This is a genomic window from Microbacterium sp. ARD31 (assembly GCF_031844425.1).
The window spans coordinates 764,766-782,440 of sequence record NZ_JAUZVE010000001.1; the positions used below are offsets into that span (position 1 = coordinate 764,766).

General features: G+C 71.8%; 14 protein-coding genes. 4 read left to right on the forward strand and 10 right to left on the reverse strand.

The genetic code is table 11. The features are described 5' to 3' along the window. Positions 1-23: 23 nt before the first annotated feature. Genes Q9S36_RS03920 through Q9S36_RS03930 form a run of 3 tightly spaced genes read right to left on the reverse strand, consistent with a single transcriptional unit; the run spans position 24 to position 2,069 of the window. Positions 24-704: an O-methyltransferase gene (locus tag Q9S36_RS03920; RefSeq protein ID WP_311284002.1), complete on the reverse strand. Its 681-nt coding sequence runs from the start codon at positions 702-704 to the stop codon at positions 24-26. 8 nt (positions 705-712) lie between these two features. Next, positions 713-1,723, reverse strand: coding sequence for a DUF1648 domain-containing protein (locus Q9S36_RS03925; protein WP_311284004.1), 1,011 nt, complete (start codon positions 1,721-1,723; stop codon positions 713-715). Continuing rightward, positions 1,713-2,069: a GntR family transcriptional regulator gene (locus tag Q9S36_RS03930; RefSeq protein WP_311284005.1), complete on the reverse strand. Its 357-nt coding sequence runs from the start codon at positions 2,067-2,069 to the stop codon at positions 1,713-1,715. Before Q9S36_RS03930 ends, Q9S36_RS03925 begins: the two co-directional genes overlap by 11 nt. 62 nt (positions 2,070-2,131) lie before the next feature. On the opposite strand from Q9S36_RS03930, the gene Q9S36_RS03935 reads away from it, so the two are divergent. Beyond that, complete coding sequence (locus tag Q9S36_RS03935) at positions 2,132-3,379, forward strand: APC family permease (protein ID WP_311284006.1); 1,248 nt, start codon at positions 2,132-2,134, stop codon at positions 3,377-3,379. Here Q9S36_RS03935 and Q9S36_RS03940 read toward each other — a convergent pair. The 3 genes from Q9S36_RS03940 to Q9S36_RS03950 form a co-directional block, all read right to left on the reverse strand. Beyond that, the gene (locus Q9S36_RS03940) at positions 3,288-4,160 is read right to left on the reverse strand and encodes an SGNH/GDSL hydrolase family protein (RefSeq protein ID WP_311284007.1); all 873 of its coding nucleotides are present in this window, start codon (positions 4,158-4,160) and stop codon (positions 3,288-3,290) included. The two genes, Q9S36_RS03935 and Q9S36_RS03940, sit on opposite strands and share 92 nt — an antisense overlap. Before the next feature lie 96 nt (positions 4,161-4,256). Beyond that, a complete protein-coding gene (locus tag Q9S36_RS03945; protein WP_311284448.1) occupies positions 4,257-5,513 on the reverse strand; it encodes an ATP phosphoribosyltransferase regulatory subunit in 1,257 nt (418 codons plus the stop codon). A gap of 83 nt (positions 5,514-5,596) precedes the next feature. Beyond that, a complete protein-coding gene (locus tag Q9S36_RS03950) occupies positions 5,597-6,256 on the reverse strand; it encodes a MazG family protein (protein WP_311284008.1) in 660 nt (219 codons plus the stop codon). 85 nt (positions 6,257-6,341) lie between these two features. Here Q9S36_RS03950 and Q9S36_RS03955 point away from each other — a divergent pair, with 85 nt between their 5' ends. Beyond that, positions 6,342-7,778, forward strand: coding sequence for a basic amino acid/polyamine antiporter (locus tag Q9S36_RS03955; RefSeq protein WP_311284009.1), 1,437 nt, complete (start codon positions 6,342-6,344; stop codon positions 7,776-7,778). Positions 7,779-7,846: 68 nt separating this feature from the next. Then, the gene (locus Q9S36_RS03960) at positions 7,847-10,519 is read left to right on the forward strand and encodes a phosphoenolpyruvate carboxylase (RefSeq protein ID WP_311284010.1); all 2,673 of its coding nucleotides are present in this window, start codon (positions 7,847-7,849) and stop codon (positions 10,517-10,519) included. Positions 10,520-10,588: 69 nt separating this feature from the next. Here Q9S36_RS03960 and mfd read toward each other — a convergent pair whose 3' ends face one another. Then, positions 10,589-14,179, reverse strand: a complete 3,591-nt coding sequence (gene mfd, locus Q9S36_RS03965) for a transcription-repair coupling factor (protein ID WP_311284011.1) — start codon at positions 14,177-14,179, stop codon at positions 10,589-10,591. Between the two features lie 157 nt (positions 14,180-14,336). Here mfd and Q9S36_RS03970 point away from each other — a divergent pair, with 157 nt between their 5' ends. Then, positions 14,337-15,722 carry a DUF222 domain-containing protein gene (locus tag Q9S36_RS03970; RefSeq protein WP_311284012.1) on the forward strand — a complete coding sequence of 462 codons (1,386 nt, stop codon included), beginning with the start codon at positions 14,337-14,339 and terminating at the stop codon, positions 15,720-15,722. A gap of 60 nt (positions 15,723-15,782) precedes the next feature. Here the strand turns inward: Q9S36_RS03970 and Q9S36_RS03975 are convergent, their stop codons facing one another. The 3 genes from Q9S36_RS03975 to Q9S36_RS03985 form a co-directional block, all read right to left on the reverse strand. Then, entirely contained in the window at positions 15,783-16,214 is a 432-nt protein-coding gene (locus Q9S36_RS03975; RefSeq protein ID WP_311284013.1) for an SRPBCC domain-containing protein, read from the reverse strand. Positions 16,215-16,231: 17 nt separating this feature from the next. Further along, the gene (gene pth / locus Q9S36_RS03980; RefSeq protein WP_253034022.1) at positions 16,232-16,816 is read right to left on the reverse strand and encodes an aminoacyl-tRNA hydrolase; all 585 of its coding nucleotides are present in this window, start codon (positions 16,814-16,816) and stop codon (positions 16,232-16,234) included. 66 nt (positions 16,817-16,882) lie between these two features. Next, entirely contained in the window at positions 16,883-17,515 is a 633-nt protein-coding gene (locus Q9S36_RS03985; protein WP_311284014.1) for a 50S ribosomal protein L25/general stress protein Ctc, read from the reverse strand. Positions 17,516-17,675 lie beyond the last annotated feature (160 nt).

The window sequence follows — 17,675 nt, forward strand, 5'->3', positions numbered from 1 at the left end:
GGGATGCCGCACAGGACCCACCGTCACACGACGAGCGCGATGGCGATGCCGTCCCACCCCTTGCGGTCGAGGGTCTGCAGCGCGGTGGCCTCGAACCGGGGGTCGTCGCGGAGCATCGCGAGACCGGCGCGGACGCCGTCGACCTGGGCCCCGGCATCCGTCTCCACCACATGCCCGGAGCGGACGACGTTGTCGACGACGACCACCGTGCCGGGGCGGCCGAGGCGCGCTGCCCAGTCGAGGTAGAGGGTGTTCGACTCCTTGTCGGCGTCGATGAAGACGAGGTCGAACGGCTCGCCGCCCTCGAGGGCCGGCAGGACGTCCGCCCCGCGCCCCTCGCGCACCACCACCCGCTCCGCGACCCCGGCGCGCTCGAGGTTGCGTCGGGCCACGGCGGCGTTGTGGGGCTCGGCCTCGATCGAGACGACGCGCCCCTCCGCGGGGAGCGCGCGGGCGAGCCAGATGGTCGAGTAGGCGCCGAGGGTCCCGATCTCGAGCACGCGCCGCGCCCCCGTCATGCGCGCGAGGAGGTGCAGCAGCTTTCCCGACAGCGGCGCGACCTCGATCTCGGGGAGCCCCTCCTCGGCGAGCGAGGCGATCGAGGCGGCGAGCGCGTCGTCGTGGGCGACGAGGGTCGACGTCAGGTAGTCGTCGACGTCGTTCCAGCGAGCGGGGACCGGATCGTACGGGTGTGGATGCGCCATGCCGCCACTCAATCGCCCCGGCGCGCCGGCGTCAACGCGGCGTAGGCGCTCAGCAGGCCCGCCGCGATCGCGGCGTCGTCGACCGTGACCGTGAGGGTGCGGCCGTCGCGGCGGCGCACCAGGAGCCCCTCGCCCGCGCGCAGCACGACGCCCTGACGCCCGCCGCCGGTCCAGCGGATGCCCCACCCGCCGAACTCCCCGAACGGCGAGACCTGGACGACCTCCGCCGAGACGATGTTCTGCGTCGGGACGTGCACACGCGGCCATCCCGCCGCGGAGACGGCGGTCAGGCCGTCCGGGTCGACGCGCACGTGGAAGCGCAGGGTCGTGGCGACGACGACCAACAGCACGACGACGACCAGACCGGAGATGATCGCCGTAACGAGGTCGCCGAAGAAGACGACGGGCAGGACGGCGAGGCATCCGATCGCGAACGCGATCCACAGGACCACGGCTCCCCCGCGGGCGAGGGTGACCCCCTGCATCCAGACGACCCGCTCCCCCGCGCGGACGGGCACCTCGGCGGCCGGCATCGTCGGGGTCGGATGCCACGGGACGCGGGGTTGCACGGCCCACCCGGTCCATCCCGCGGCAGCGGCGGCGAGGAGCACGCCCGGCAGGAGCAGCACGGGGAGGGCGGCGTCCGCATCCGTCCGTCCGACCTGGATGCCGAGGGTCGCGACGCCGAGGCCACCGATGAGCACGGCGAGTCCGAACGCGACGGCTCCCAGGAGGCGGTAGGCGAAGCCGTGGTCGCCGCGGCGCAACCCGCCCACGCTGGCTCCGAAGAGGGTCGCGGGAAGCCCGAGGCCGAGGATCGCGGTGACGAGCGGGACGGTCCAGGCGGGCGCGAAGCCGTCGGGCTCCCCCGTCCACCCCCAGTGGGTCGCGACGACCGCCGGCACCGCCGGAAGGAGCAGCACCTGCGCGACGACCGCGACGAGGATCACCACGGCGGGGAGCAGCAGGGCGACGAGGGTGAACCGGCGGCGGACGACGGTCAGGGTGTCAGTGGTCACGAGCAGCCTCCTTGACGAGAGCGGACAGGGTGTCGGACGAGACGCCCAGGGCACGGGATTTATCGACCAGGGCCGCGATCTCGGCTCGCAGGCCCGCGAGGGCGGCCCCGGCCGGGGTGACCACGGCGCCGCGGCCGCGGCGGAGGTCGATGAGGCCTTCGTCGCGGAGGTCCTGATAGGCGTGCAGCACCGTGTGGAGGTTCACCTGCAGCGCCTCGGCGACTTCGCGTGCGGCGGGGAGTCGCTCTCCTGCCCCGAGACGGCCGCCGGTGATCTCGGCGCGGAGCCCGGCCGCGATCTGCGCGAACAGCGGAACGGTGCTCTGTGGGTCGACCCGGAATAACATACGGTAATTATAGCGCAACTATAACTACTTGGGTGTTCGCCCCACTCCGGTACGCTCGCGCCGTGTCCTCCCCTGCTCTGGCGCGCCGCCTCGGTCTCGGCGACGCCGTCGTCATCGGTCTCGGCTCGATGATCGGCGCGGGCGTTTTCGCCGCCTTCCCGCCCGCGGCGGCCGTCGCCGGCCCCGGGCTGCTCGTCGGACTGGCGCTGGCCGCCGTCATCGCGTTCGGCAACGCGACCTCGACCGCGCAGCTCGCGGCCGTCCATCCGACCTCCGGCGGCGTCTACGCCTACGGGCGCGCGGAACTGGGGCCGTGGTGGGGCTTCCTCGCCGGCTGGGGCTTCGTCATCGGGAAGACGGCCAGCTGCGCCGCGATGGCGCTGACCTTCGCGGCCTACATCGCGCCCGCGGGGTGGGAACGACCCGTCGCCGCCGGCGCCGCCCTCGCGCTCGGCGCCGTGAACCTCTTCGGGATCACGCGGACGGCTCAGCTGACACGCGTGCTCGTCACGGTCGTCCTGATCGTGCTGACCGTCGTCGCCGTGGCGGGCTTCACGGCACCGAGCGCGCCCGGTCCCCTCTGGGGTGACGGGATCGCCGGCTCCGGCCCCCTCGGCATCCTGCAGGCGGCGGGCCTGCTGTTCTTCGCGTTCGCCGGCTACGCCCGCATCGCCACCCTCGGCGAGGAAGTGCGCGACCCCGCCCGCACGATCCCCCGGGCGGTCGTGCTCGCCTTCTGCGGCGCCCTCGTCGTGTACGCGGTCATCGGTGTCGTCGCCCTCCACACCCTCGGACCCGACGGGCTCGCCGCGTCCACCGCGCCGCTCGTGTCCACTGTCGAGGCCGCAGGGTGGGATGCCGCGGCTCCGGTCGTCCGGATCGGTGCCGCCGCGGCATCCCTCGGCGCCCTGCTCGCCCTCATCGCCGGCGTCGGACGGACCGCCTTCGCGATGGCGCGGGAGGGAGACCTTCCCCGGATCCTCGCCGCCGTGGACGAGCATCACCGGGTGCCGCGGAACGCCGAGGTCGCGGTCGTCCTGATCGTCGTCGCCGTCATCGCGCTCGGCGACATCCGGGGCGCGATCGGCTTCTCGTCGTTCGGCGTGCTGCTCTACTACGCGGTCGCCAACCTCGCTGCGTTCCGCCAGCGGGGCACGGCCCGCCGGTATCCGCGATTCCTGCAGCTCGTCGGCGGCGTCGGGTGCGTCGTCCTCGTCGTCACCCTGCCGTGGCCGTCGGTGCCGATCGGGGTCGGGGTGCTGCTGGCGGGATGCGTCTACCGGTTGCTGCGTCTGCGCCGCCGTGCGTGATCGCGTCGCGCACGACGGGCAGGAGCGCCTCGGCCGTTCGCCGGTAGCCCAGCGCGCTCGGGTGGAACCGATCGAGGCTGAACATGCCGTCGGGGTCGATGCGGAAGAACGGACCGACCGCGCGACGCAGCGACACCACGCCGGCGCCCTCGGCGCGCGCCCGGTCGGCCTGGGCCGTGGCGAGCTGCTGCGACGCACGGGAGCCGATGCTGCGCAGCGGCTGCGGCACGGCGCGGAGGGCGCCCAGGTCGGGGCACGTGCCGACCACGACGGCGGTGCCGACGGCGCGTAGTCGGCGGATCGCCTCCGCGAGGTGGGCCGCCGCCACGGCGACCGGCACCCGGTGCGTCACGTCGTTGCCGCCGACGATGATGACGGCGGCATCCGCACGGTAGTCCGCCGGGAGCGCGTCGATCTGGCCGGCGAGGTCGGCCGATTCCGCACCCACGACCGCCCCCGTCCGCAGCCGCACGGGCCGGTCGAGCTCCCCCGCGAGACCTTTCGCGAGGCGTCCCCCGAGGGTCTCCTTGCGGTGCTGCGCCCCGAGACCCGCCGCGATCGAATCGCCGAGCAGCAGGAGCTCGAGCGGCGTGCCCCCGAGTCCGGCCCGCCAGACCCGGTCGGCGGTCGGGGCGGCGTCACCGAGCGGCTTTCCGATCCGCCGCCGCGCGATAGCCGCCTGCCGCGCGAGCGCGACCCGGGTGCCGAGGACGACGGCGCCGACGACCACGAGGGCGGCGGCAACGGCGACGGGGAACGGAGTCCGAGCTGAACGTGGCACCACCGCATCCCACACCGCCCCGGTGAACGACGGGCGACGTCGCGGTGACGTGCGATCGGGTCCGGCGCGGAACGCTAGCAGCGCCGCGCAGCGCTGTCAGCCGAGCGGACGCAGCTCGATCGACGCGGACGGGGCGCCTGCGGACACGGTGCCGAAGGACGTGTACCCGTCGGCGGCGGACCGCTCCAACAGCCCCTTGAGGTTCTTCGCCCGCTGCTCGAGGCGCACACGCGCGCCCTGCGCGACGAAGAACGCCTTGTGGCCGGCGAGCTCGGCGAGGGGGACGTCGCGGTCGGCGATGAGGACGACGGCAGCGGATGCGGCATCCTCCCCCGCTCCGACGAGGTCCACGATCCGCTCGAAGCCGATGGAGAAGCCCACCGCCGGCACGTCCTGGCCGAGGAAGCGGCCGATCATGCCGTCGTACCGGCCACCGCCGCCGAGCGAGTAGGAGACCGAGGGATGCGCGAGCTCGTAGATCGTGCCGGTGTAGTAGCCCATGCCGCGCACGAGGAACGGGTCGAAGTGCAGGGGCACGTCGGTGGTCCCCCGCGCGGCGGCGACCGCGTCGCCGATGCCGACCAGGTGGCCGACGATCTCGTCCGAGACACCCTCGGGGAGCGCCTTGCGGATCTGCGCCTCGCCGAAGGGCAGGTACTCGCGCGTCTGCGGACGGGTCAGGAACGCCTCGAACGCGGTGACGGCGCCTTCGTCGGCGCCGCGGTCGCGCAGCTCGGCGACCACCCCGGCCGGCCCCACCTTGTCGAGCTTGTCGATCGTGATGAGGACGCCGGCGCGGTCCGCCTCGGCGAACCCGAAGGCGGCGAGCATCGCGTCGAGGGCGCGGCGGTCGTTGATGCGGATCGTGCCGCCCTCGAGACCGAGCGCCTCGAGGACGTCGAGGCTCGCCGTCAGCAGCTCGACCTCGGCCCGGGCCGTCGCGTCGCCGATGATGTCGATGTCGCACTGCACGAACTGGCGGTACCGCCCCTTCTGGGGCCGCTCCGCGCGCCACACCGGCGCGATCTGGATCGCGCGGAACACGGACGGCAGCTGTGCACGGTTGGTCGCGTAGAACCGCGCCAGCGGCACGGTGAGGTCGTAGCGCAGCCCCAGGTCGGACAGGGCCGCCGGGTCGTCGGCGGCCGCGCGGATGGCCTCGGCGTCGAGCCCGCGACGCAGGACGTTGAAGGCGAGCTTCTCGTTGTCGCCGCCGATCCCTGCGTGGAGCCGCTCGTAGTCCTCGACGACGGGGGTCTCGATCTCGTCGAACCCGTGCGCCCGGTAGCGGTCGCGGATGACGGCGAGCACCCGCTCGCGGCGGGCTTTGTCGGCGGGGAGGAAGTCGCGCATGCCGCGCGGCGGATTCACGGAGGGCACGGTCCTAGTCTCTCAGACCGCGCTCCCGCGGCCGCGCCTGCAGGCCCCGGGGCGACTCAGCGGGACTCGGCCGCGCGGACGTCCTCGGCGAGCGCGCGCAGACGCTGCCGCAGGGCGCGCTCGGCATCCCAGCCGGCATCCCTCGCCTGCGCGACCAGCGCCAGCAGCGCCTCGCCCAGCTCCGCCTCGTCGGCGGGCGACGGCGTCGGTGACGGCGGCGGTGGTGTCACCCCGACCTGGGCGGCCTTCCCGAGCATCTTCTGCGCGAGGGCGAGCGAGGGCATGTGCATCGACACCCCGTCGAGGACGCTCGTGCGCGTGCGCTTCTCGGCCGCCTTCGCCGCGTTCCAGTGGATCAGCACCTCGTCGGGTGTCGTCGCGACGGCGGCGCCGAACACGTGCGGGTGGCGACGGATCATCTTCTCGGCGAGCGCCGCGGCGACGTCGTCGATGTCGAACGGATCCGTCTCGTCGCGCGAGGCGATCTCGGCGTGGAAGAGCACCTGCCACAGCAGGTCACCCAGCTCCTCCTTGAGGTCCGCGCGGGTGCCCGCCTCGACGGCGTCGACGAGTTCGGCCGCCTCCTCCTGCAGGTAGGGCACGAGGTCGGCGTGATCGATCCGCTGGGTCCAGACGCACCGGTCCCGCACGGCGCGCATCGTCTCCGCTGCCTCCCGCAAGTGGTCGCGGCGGGGTTCGCAGGGCTCGTCCGTCATGACCGACACGATACGAGGGATGCCGCGGGCCGGGGTGATCGCCCGCGGCGATGGCCCGGCGGACCGCCGCGCGTAGGGTGGGACGGTGACCCCCGCTCCCACCGCCTCGGGTCCCACCGCACCCGCGCAGGCGACCCACGTCTCCCTCCTGACACTCAGCACGTTCGTCGTCGGCTCCATGATCGGCGCGGGGGTGTTCTCCCTCCCGGCGACCTTCGCGGAATCGACCGGAGTCGCGGGCACGCTGATCGCCTGGGCGATCGCCGGCGGTGGCATGTTCATGCTCGCGCTCGTCTTCCAGCGGCTCGCGGTCCGCAGGCCCGACCTCGACGCGGGCATCTTCAGCTACGCGAAGGAGGGGTTCGGCAACTACGTCGGCTACTTCGCCGCGTTCGGCTACTGGGCGAGCGCCTGCGTGGGCAACGTCTTCTACTGGGTCTTCATCACCGGCACCCTGGGCGCCGTCTTCCCCGCGCTCGGCGAGGGCAACACACCGCTCGCGGTGGCGATCTCCTCCGCCGGCATCTGGCTCTTTTACGTCCTCATCCGTCGGGGCGTCCGCGAGGCTGCGGCGCTCAACCGGATCGTCACGATCGCGAAGACGGTGCCCATCGTCGTGTTCGTCGTGCTCTGCCTCACGGTCTTCGATCCCGCCGTGTTCGCCGCGAACTGGTCGGGCGACCCGGGCACCGGTCTCGGCGAGCAGATCCGGACGACGATGCTCGTGACGGTGTTCGTCTTCATCGGGATCGAGGGGGCGACCGTCAACTCGCGCCACGCGCGACGCCGATCGGATGTCGGACGCGCCACCGTCCTCGGCTTCCTGAGCGTGCTCGCCGTCTTCGCCTCGGTCACGGTGGTCTCGTACGGTGTCATCCCGCGTGCGGAGATCGCGGGGCTCCGACAGCCGTCGATGGGCGGCGTGCTCGAGACCGCCGTGGGCGGCTGGGGGGCCGCGTTCATCGGGGTCGCGCTCGTCGTCGCGGTGCTCGGCGCCTACCTCGCCTGGACCCTCATGGCCGCCGAGGTGCTGCTGTCGGCGGCGCGCGCCGGCGACCTGCCCCGGTTCCTGCAGCGCACCAACGCCAAGGACACCCCCACCGGCGCCCTCACCCTCTCGTCCCTCCTCGCGCAGGCGATGCTCGTGGTCGTCCTGTTCGCGCAGAACGCGTTCGACGCGGCGCTCGAGCTCACGAGCGCGCTGGCCCTCATCCCGTTCTTCCTCTCCGCCGCGTTCGCGCTCAAGCTCGCCGTGCAAGACGGTCGCCGGGGTCGTCTCGGCGATGGGATTGTCGCGGTGCTCGCGACGCTCTACACGCTGTACCTGCTGTGGGCCGCGGGGGCGACGTACCTGCTCCTGTGCCTGGTCATCATCGTCCCCGGCACGATCCTCTTCGTGATCGGTCGTCGCCAGCAGCGGGCGCGGGTGTTCACTCCCGCCGAAGCGGTGCTCTTCGGTCTCGCCGCCATCGGCGCGGTCGTCGCCGTCGTGCTCATCGCGCAGGGCGTCGTCGCCGTGTGAGGGTAGCGGGCACCGGCATCCACCGTCACGCGGAAAATGTCGCTCGCAATCCTCGCTAACGTGAAACGGTGCACGAACCGACCCCCACCGAAGCCATCGACCTCGTCGGACGTTACGAAGCCGAGCAGGAGATCCCCGAACGGATGCGCGCCGATGTGCGCACGCTCGGCGCGCTGCTCGGGCGCGTGCTGCGCGAGAGCGGTTCGCCCGGTCTGTTCGAGGACGTCGAGCGACTGCGCGTCGCGACGATCCAGGCGTACACCGACCCGACCCCCGAGGCGTTCGCGCGCGCGGCATCCATCGCGGACGCCTTCACTCTGGAGCGCGCTGAGGAGGTCGCCCGCGCCTTCACCTGCTACTTCCACCTCGTGAACCTCGCCGAGGAGCACCAGCGCGTGCGAGTTCTCCGCGAGCGCAGCGGTCGCGGCGACACCCGCGACGCGGGCGACTCGATCGTCTCGGCGTACCGGCGGCTGTCCGAGGAGATCGGGCGGGAGGGCGCCCTCGAACGGCTGCAGGGCCTGCGCTTCCACCCCGTCTTCACGGCGCACCCGACCGAGGCGCGACGCCGTGCGGTGTCGAACAGCATCCGTCGCCTCGCCGATCTGCTGCGCGAACGGGATGCCGCGGAGGCCGACAGCCCCGACCGCCGCCGCGCCGAGCGTCGCATGCTCGAAGAGGTCGACACCCTCTGGCGCACCGCGCCGCTGCGCGCCGAGAAGCCGTCGCCGACCGACGAGGTGCGCGCCGTCATGGCGATCTTCGACGAGACGCTGTACACGTCGATCCCGCACGTCTACCGCCGCATCGACGACGTCCTGCAGGGGGAGGATGCCGGGGCCCGCCCGCCCCTCGCGCGCCCCTTCATGCGCATCGGCTCCTGGGTCGGCGGCGACCGCGACGGCAACCCGTTCGTGACGGCGAAGACGACGCGCAAGGCCGCCGCGATCGCGAGCGAGCACGTCCTGCTCGGACTCGAGCACACGGCGAACCGGGTGGGGCGCACGCTGACCCTCGACGCCGAGTCCACCCCGCCCACGCCGGAGCTGCTCGCACTGTGGCAGCGGCTGAAGGATGCCGACGAGGAGGCGGCGGCCGAGATCGCGAAGCGCTCCCCCAACGAGCCGTACCGCCGCATCATGCTGCTGCTCGCCCGCAAGATCGCCGCGACGCGCACCCGCAACGCCGACCTCGCCTACCGCGATCCCGAACACCTGCTCGCCGACCTGCGGGTCCTGCAGGATTCCCTCGTCGCGGCGCGCGCTCCCCGTCAGGCCTACGGACACCTGCAGCACCTCATCTGGCAGGTCGAGACCTTTGGGTTCCACCTCACCGAGCTCGAGGTGCGCCAGCACTCGGCCGTGCACGCCAAGGTGCTCGCCGAGCTCGAAGCGGGCGGTGCGCGCTCGGAGCTGACCGAGGAGGTGCTCGAGGTCTTCCGCACCATCGCGTTCCTGCAGGACCGGTACGGGCCGCGGGCCGCGGGCCGCTACATCGTCTCGTTCACGCAGTCCGCCGACGACCTCGCCGCCGTCCACACCCTCGCCCGGCACGCCGTGGGTCCCGACGGCACTCCCCCGGTGCTCGACGTCATCCCGCTGTTCGAGACGTTCGCAGACCTGCAGGCCGCCCCCGGGATCCTCGCCGAGATCGTCGACCACCCGGCGTTCGCGTCCCGGCTCGAGGCGACCGGTCGTCGGCTCGAGGTCATGCTCGGCTACTCCGATTCGTCGAAGGACGTCGGCCCCGTCGCCGCCAACCTCGCGCTGTACGAGGCACAGGCGGAGATCTCGGCCTGGGCGGTCGAGCAGGGCATCGAGCTGACCCTGTTCCACGGGCGCGGCGGCGCCCTCGGCCGCGGCGGCGGACCGGCGAACTCCGCGATCCTCGCGCAGCCGCCCCACTCCGTCGACGGCCGGTTCAAGCTCACCGAGCAGGGCGAGGTCATCTTCGCCCGCTACGGCGACCCCGCGATCGCGATGCGCCACATCGACCAGGTCGCCGCCGCGACCCTGCTCGCCTCGGCCCCCTCGATCGAGGACCGCAACCGGTCGGCGGCCGAGCGCTACGCCTCGGTCGCGGCGACGATGGACGCTGCCTCGCGCGAGCGGTTCTTCTCCCTCGTGAAGGCGCCCGGCTTCGCGCCGTGGTTCGCCCAGGTGACCCCCATGGAGGAGATCGGGCTGCTCGCGCTCGGCTCGCGTCCGGCGCGCCGCGGCCTGTCGGTGGAGTCCCTCGCCGACCTGCGGGCGATCCCGTGGGTGTTCGCGTGGACGCAGGCCCGCATCAACCTCGCCGGCTGGTTCGGCCTCGGGACGGCGCTCGACGCGGTCGGCGACGAGGCCACGCTGCGGGGCGCGTACGAGGAGTGGCCGCTGTTCCGGACCCTCATCGACAACGTCGCCATGAGCCTCGCCAAGACCGACGACCGGATCGCCCGTCACTATCTCGAACTCGGCGACCGCGACGACCTCGCCGCGCTCGTCCGCGACGAGATGACCCTCACCCGCGACTGGGTCGTGCGCCTGACAGGCGGCACCGGGCTGCTGTCGAACCGTCCCGTGCTGGGGCGCGCGGTGAAGATGCGCAGCCCCTACGTCGACGCGCTCTCGCTCCTGCAGCTTCGCGCGCTGCGCGGTCTCCGCGAGACGCAGGCGGGCGGCCAGGTCGACCCCGACCTGCAGCGGCTGCTGCTGCTGTCGGTCTCGGGGGTCGCCGCCGGACTGCAGAACACCGGGTGAGCCCCGGCATCCCTCGACACGGCGCGTCCGGCCCCTGATGGTCCACCGTCGCGGGCGGGACGAGCCGTCTCAGGCGTTCGCGCTCTCGGCGACCGGGAGCGGGAAGATCTGATCGAGCAGCTGCGCCGTCCACGCGATGAGGTCGGCGTCGGCGAGCGGCTCGCCCCCGGCGGTCGGCATCGGAACGACCATCGCCTCGCCGCCCGAGACGACCTTGGCCTTGGGGTGCAGGCGCTGCAGCCGGACCCGGATCGAGTCCGGGATGTGCGCCGGCGCGATGCGGAGGTTCGGTCCCATCGCGACGACGTCGGACAGGCCCGACTGCGCGGCGCGGCGACGCAGCCGCGCGATCGAGATGAGGCCCTCGACCCCCGCGGGCGGGGCACCGTAGCGGTCGGTGAGCTCCTCGAGCACGAGGTCGATGGCGTCGTCCGCCGCGGTGACGGATGCCGCGGCCGACAGCTTCTGGTACGCCTCGAGACGCAGCCGCTCGCTGTCGATGTACGACTCGGGGATGCGCGCCTGCACGGGGAGCTCGAGCCGGAGCTCGGTCGGCCCCTCGGTGTCCTCGCCGCGGAAGGTCGCGACCGCCTCGCCGATCATCCGCAGGTACAGGTCGAATCCGACGCCGGCGATGTGCCCCGCCTGCTCGGCGCCCAGGAGGTTGCCCGCGCCGCGGATCTCGAGGTCCTTGAGGGCGACCTGCATGCCCGAGCCGAGGTCGTTGTTGACGGCGATCGTCTCGAGGCGGTCGGCGGCGGTCTCGCTCAGGGGCTTGTTCTCGTCGTAGAGGAAGTACGCGTACGCGCGCTCGCGGGCACGTCCGACGCGGCCGCGCAGCTGGTGCAGCTGCGAAAGGCCGTACTTGTCGGCGCGGTCGATGATGATCGTGTTCGCGTTGGAGATGTCGAGGCCGGTCTCGATGATCGTCGTCGAGACGAGCACGTCGGCGCGGCGCTCCCAGAAGTCGTCGACGACCTGCTCGAGGGCGTGCTCCCCCATCTGCCCGTGGGCGACGACGATGCGCGCCTCGGGGACGAGCTCGGCGAGCTGCGCCGCGACCCGCTGGATCGATGAGACCCGGTTGTGCACGAAGAACACCTGCCCCTCGCGCAGCAGCTCGCGTCGGATGGCGGCGGCGATCTGCTTGTCGCTGCGAGGACCGACGTAGGTGAGGATCGGATGTCGCTCCTCGGGCGGCGTCGCGAGCGTCGACATCTCGCGGATGCCGGTGACCGCCATCTCGAGCGTGCGCGGGATGGGCGTCGCGCTCATGGCGAGGATGTCGACGTTGGTCTTGAGCTTCTTCAGCGCATCCTTGTGCTCGACGCCGAACCGCTGCTCCTCGTCGATGATCATGAGGCCGAGGTCCTTGAACACGACCTTCTCGGTGAGGATGCGGTGGGTGCCGATGACCATGTCGACGGTGCCGTCGGCGAGGCCCGCGAGCGTGTCCTTCGCCTCCTTCGCGGTCTGGAACCGCGACAGCGGCCGGACCTTGACGGGGAAGCCGGCGAAGCGCTCGGTGAACGTCTCGAGGTGCTGCTTGGCGAGGAGGGTGGTCGGCACGAGCATCGCGACCTGCTTTCCCTCCTGGATCGCTTTGAACGCGGCGCGCACGGCCACCTCTGTCTTGCCGAAGCCGACGTCTCCCGAGAGCAGGCGGTCCATGGGGATCGGCTTCTCCATGTCGGCTTTGATCTCGTCGATCGTCTGCAGCTGGTCGGGGGTCTCCGCGAAGGGGAACGCCTCTTCGAGCTCGCGCTGCCACGGGGTGTCGGGACCGAACGCGTAACCCTTCGACGCCATCCGCGCCGAGTACAGCTTCACGAGCTCGACGGCGATGTCGCGGACGGCACGGCGCGCCTTGCCCTTGGCGGCGGCCCAGTCCGACCCGCCCATCTTCGACAGCTGCGGCGCCTCGCCGCCGACGTACCGCGACAGCAGGTCGAGCTGGTCGGTCGGGACGAAGAGCTTGTCGCCCGGGTGTCCGCGCTTGGACGGCGCGTACTCGAGCACGAGGTACTCGCGCTTGCTCTTGACCGCGTTGCGACCGCCCGAGGAGACCTCCCGCTGCACGAGCTCGACGAACCGGCCGATGCCGTGGGTCGAGTGGACGACGTGATCGCCGGGCTTCAGCTGCAGCGGGTCGACGACGTTGCGTCGACGCGACGCGAGCTTCTTGACGACGCGCGAGTCGGCGCCGATCGTGCGTCCGTAGAAGTCGCTCTCGGTGAAGACGGCGAGCTTGGCGTCGGCGAAGAGGAATCCTGCTTCGAGGGTCGCGACGGTCGCGACCGCGATCCCCGCATCGGGGACGTCGGTCACCGCGTCGACCGCGCGTGCGGCGAGTCCGCGTTCGGCGAGGACGTCGCGCGAGCGGTCGACGAGGCCGGTTCCGGATGCCGCGACCACGACGCGCCAACCCGCGCTCAGCAGGTTGCCGATGTGCTCCGTCGCGCCGTCGATGTTGCCCTGGAACGAGGGGACGGCAGAGGCGGGGATCCGAACCGCCGCATCCGCACGCTCGACGAGGCCCTCGGCGGCGGCATCCGACGCCCCCGAATCGAAGGTGCTGAGCGTCCACCACACGCCCTGACGGGAGGCGGAGGCCTCGCGCAGCTCGGGCAGGGTGAGGAAGTCGCCCGCGCCGAGGTCGACGGGGCTCTCGGCGCCGGCGGTCGCCGCGCTCCACGCGGCTTCGAGGAACTCGCGGTTCGTCTCGGCGAGCGTCATGGCACGGGTGACGGCGCGCTCGGGGTCGACGACGGCCACCGCCGCGCCTTCGGGCAGGTAGTCCACGAGCGGAAGGACTGCGTCGGCGACGGCGGGCAGCAGCGACTCCATGCCCTCGACCGGGATGCCCTGGCTCATCTTCTCGAGCATGGTGCCGAGTCCCGGCATCCGATCCCGCAGGGCGGCGGCCCGCTCGCGGACGGCGTCGGTGAGGAGTAGCTCCCGGCTCGGGAGGAGGGTCACTTCGCGCACCTCGCCGGGCAGGGAGCGCTGATCGGCGACGGAGAAGGCGCGGATCTGATCGATCTCGTCGCCGAAAAAGTCCACCCGGTAGGGGTGGTCGGCGACGGGCGGGAACACGTCGAGGATGCCGCCGCGGACGGCGAACTCGCCTCGTCGCGAGACCATGTCGACCCGGTGGTAGGCGAGGTCGACGAGTCGGTGGACGATGTCGTCGAGCTCCTGCCCGCGTAATCCGAGCTCGAGCCGGACGACACCGGCATCCGTCAGTCCCGCCGCGATCGGCTGCAGCGCGCCGCGGACGGATGCCGTGACCACGAGGGGGGTGCGACCGTCCCAGTCGGCCGCGTCGCGGAGGACGCTCAGCCGCCGACCGACGGTCTCAGCGCTGGGGCTGAGACGCTCGTGCGGCAGGGTCTCCCATGCCGGCAAGTGCCGCACGACGGCGTCGGGAAGCAGGCACTGCAGCGCCGAGCCGATGCTCTCGGCGCGGCGTCCGGTGGGCGCGACGAGGAGCAGCACGGGAGGCCGTCCCGACGCGGCGCGTCGTTCGAGGAGACCGGCGAGCAGCGGGGCGTCGAGTCCGGTCACCGCCGAGAAGTCGACGTCCGAGCCGGCGCCGTCGAGGGCCTCCCGGAAGCTGTCAGCCTGTTCGAGGGCGCGCACGATCCCGGGAATTGTCACCGGGGAAGTCTACGCGGCGCGTCGGACACCGGGGTCGGCGAGGCGGGCGAGGTGCGTCATGGGATCGAACATTGGTTCCCCTTCGGTCGGGGCGAGAGGATCTTTAGTTCGAAAATACTACTTGCTTACCATCTGAACCAAACCTAGAATAGAACAAATGTTCCCCCTCGAAGACGACTTCGCCGCCACGCTGATGGCGATCGTCGATGACGTCGCGAGTGTGGCACGCGAGGTGGCGTCCGCGCAGATCGCGGAGTTGCGGATACTGGCCGCCGCGGGCCGGTTGGCCGAAGCGCAGACCGCGCAACGCAACGCTCGTGTGCAGGTGCACGACATGGCGTTGCGGTCGATCGCGGCGGAGGTCGGCGGGGTCATGCGCGTCACCGATCGCACCGTGCAGCGGCGGATCGGTGAGGCGCGGACGTTGATCGAAGGGTTCCCGGCGACGGTCGAGGCATGGGAGCAAGGTCGCATCGTTCGGGGCCATGCGATCGCGATCCTCGAAACCGGAACGAGCCTGCCGGCCGAGATGTGGACCGAGTTCGAACAGGTCGCGATCGGCCGATGCGAGCGAGACACCCCGAACCGGGTGCGAGGCGAGCTCGAGATCCTCGCCCACCGGATGCACCCCCGCTCGTTCGCGGAACGGCACGAGCAGGCTGCCGCCGGGCGGTGCGTGCGGATCGTGCCGGGGCGAGACGGGATGAGCGACGTCGTCGCAACCGTCCCGACGGTGATCGCCGAAGGGATCCACGACCGGCTCACGCAGCAGGCACGCGCGATCATCGACACCCGCGACGAACGCGCCGCTGCGCGCGGCTGTGCGGGTGTCGCTTTCGGGGAAGCCGCCAGCGACGGCGACACTGACGGCGATCGCGACGGCGACGCCGCCGCGATCATCGCCACCGACCAGCGGTCCACCGACCAGGTCCGCGCTGACGTGTTCGCGGACTTGCTCCTGGCGGGAGAACCCGCCCTCGATGACACCCGCGACACCACCGCCGGGCCGCTGGGTGCGATCCGCGCACGTGTGCAGGTGCTCGTGCCCGCCGCCACCCTTACCGGAGAAGACGATGGGCCATGCGACCTCGCCGGGCGCTCCCCCATCGACCCCGCGACGGCGCGCACATTCGCCGGCGGCACCGGGATGTGGGAGCGCCTGTTCCACGACCCGACCACCGGGGTCACCGTGTCGACCGATTCGTACCGAGTCCCGTCGGGGATGCGCCGGTTCCTGCAAGCCCGGGACCAGCACTGCCGGTTCCCCGGATGCCGCGTCGCAGCCATCCGCTGCGAAGTCGACCACACCCACGATCACGCCCTCGGTGGACGAACCGAACTGTCGAACCTCGCCCACCTCTGCCAACGGCACCACTCCATGAAGCAGTTCACCGCATGGCGGGTCCGACAACTCAAGGGTGGCGTCCTCGAATGGACCTCACCCCTCGGCAGGACCTACCGCGAAGACGCCCCCACCCCGGCCGTCGCCTTCACCCCTGCCGCGCCACCACCCCACCCGCCCGCGGGACCCGCACCCTTTTGAGGTTCGCGCCGCGGCGAGCCGCCATCAGCGACGTCCCCGGGATTGCATCGCCGGTCGCGCTCACGGAACCTCAACGTCGATCGCGCGAGCTTCGCTCGCACGCTTGAGCCGCGCCAGGTGATACCGCCACCCCGCCTCGTGTTCCGACGGCAGCGAGTGCGGGGTCCCCACGCGCGAGAATCCCGATTCGGTCAGTCTCACCGACGTCGAATCACCATGACCGACGAGTTCGATCACGACGTCGAGAGAGCCTTCCCACCCACTTTCGGTCCAGCAGAAGCCGAGAAGGTGCGGTTGCGCACACTGCGTGATAGTTCCCTCCGCAGTGACCTGACGCCCGTCCTCGACCCACGTTTCCACGAGCGGCGAACCGACAACCGCGTCGAAGCGCATTTCAGGCCACCATGCGCTCCGACCGACGGTGAAGCATCGCCAGACATCCTCCACAGACGCACGGATGTCCGTCGCCGCCGTCACCGAATCGCGAACCACGTGAACACACGTGACCGTCAGGCGCGCGGAGCGTGGTGACGCTGCTGCGCGGCGAGCAGCCCCTCCTCGACGAGCTGCTCCACGGCATCCGCCGCATCCGCGATCGCGATCGGGAGGTTCGGGCGTTCCGCGGCCCCGAACGGATCGAGCACCCAATCGGCGGGGTCCTGACGCCCCGGCGGACGCCCGATGCCGACCCGCACCCGCGGGAACTCCGGCGTGCCGAGCGCCTTCGCGACGTCACGGACGCCGTTGTGCCCGCCGTGACCGCCGCCGACCTTCAGTTTGAGGGAGTCGAAGGGGATGTCCAGCTCGTCGTGCACGATCACGACCCGCTCCGCCGGCACGCCGTAGAAAGCCGCGAGCGCCGACACCGGACCACCCGACACGTTCATGAACGAGTTGGGCTTCGCGAGCACCAGCTTCGGCCCCCCGGGCCGCAGCCACGTCTCGGCGACCCGCGCGTTCGCCTTGTGCGAGCGCAGCGTCTCGGAACGCCGCCGCGCGAGCTCGTCGATCACCATCTGCCCGACGTTGTGACGCGTCGCCTCGTAGCGCGGTCCCGGATTCCCGAGCCCCACGATCAACCAGGTGTCGGCCATGACCGTCCCTTCCGACGACGAAGCCCGTCGCAGCAACAGCGGCGACGGGCTTCGAACGTGTTCGTCTTACTCGGCGGATTCCTCGGCGGCAGGCGCCTCGTCGCCCTCGGCCTCGGCGCCCTCCTCGGACTCCTCCGCCTCGTCCTCGACGGGAGCCGGCGGCAGCGCGACACCGACGACGAGCGTGTCGGCCTCGGTCACCAGCGTGGCACCGCGGGGCAGCGTCAGCTCACCGGCGGTGATGTGGGTGCCGTCCTCGAGGCCCTCGACCGAGACCTCGATGTTCTGCGGGATGTGGGTGGCCTCGACCTCGAGCGCAACGGTCGTGTTCTCGAGCGTCGCGATCGTGCCGGGGAACGGCTCGCCGACGACGGAGACGGGGACGTCGACCTGGATCTTCTCGCCCTTCTTCACGACGAGGAGGTCGATGTGCTCGATGATCTGGTGCACGGGGTCCTTCTGGACATCCTTGACCAGCGTGAGCTGCTGCTTGCCGGCGATCTCGAGCTCGAGCAGCGCGTTGGCGCGACGGATGAGCAGCGAGACCTGGTGGCCCGGAAGCGCGACGTGCACGGGGTCCGTGCCGTGGCCGTAGATGACAGCGGGGATCTTGCCGGCCGCGCGCAGACGGCGGGCGAAGCCCTTACCGAACTGCTCGCGCAGCTCGGCGACGACCTTGGTGTCGGTCTCAGTCGACATGAGTGTTCTCCTTGCGGGCCATCACGGCCCAGTCAATCGGGGCCGGTACGGCCTCGTCTGTACCCGGGCCGATGCGGCCCAGACGTGGTCTGTGGTTCGACTCGAACGCATGCGCGTGAGGAAAGCCGCGAAGCCTGCTTCACCGCGTCGATCACGGATG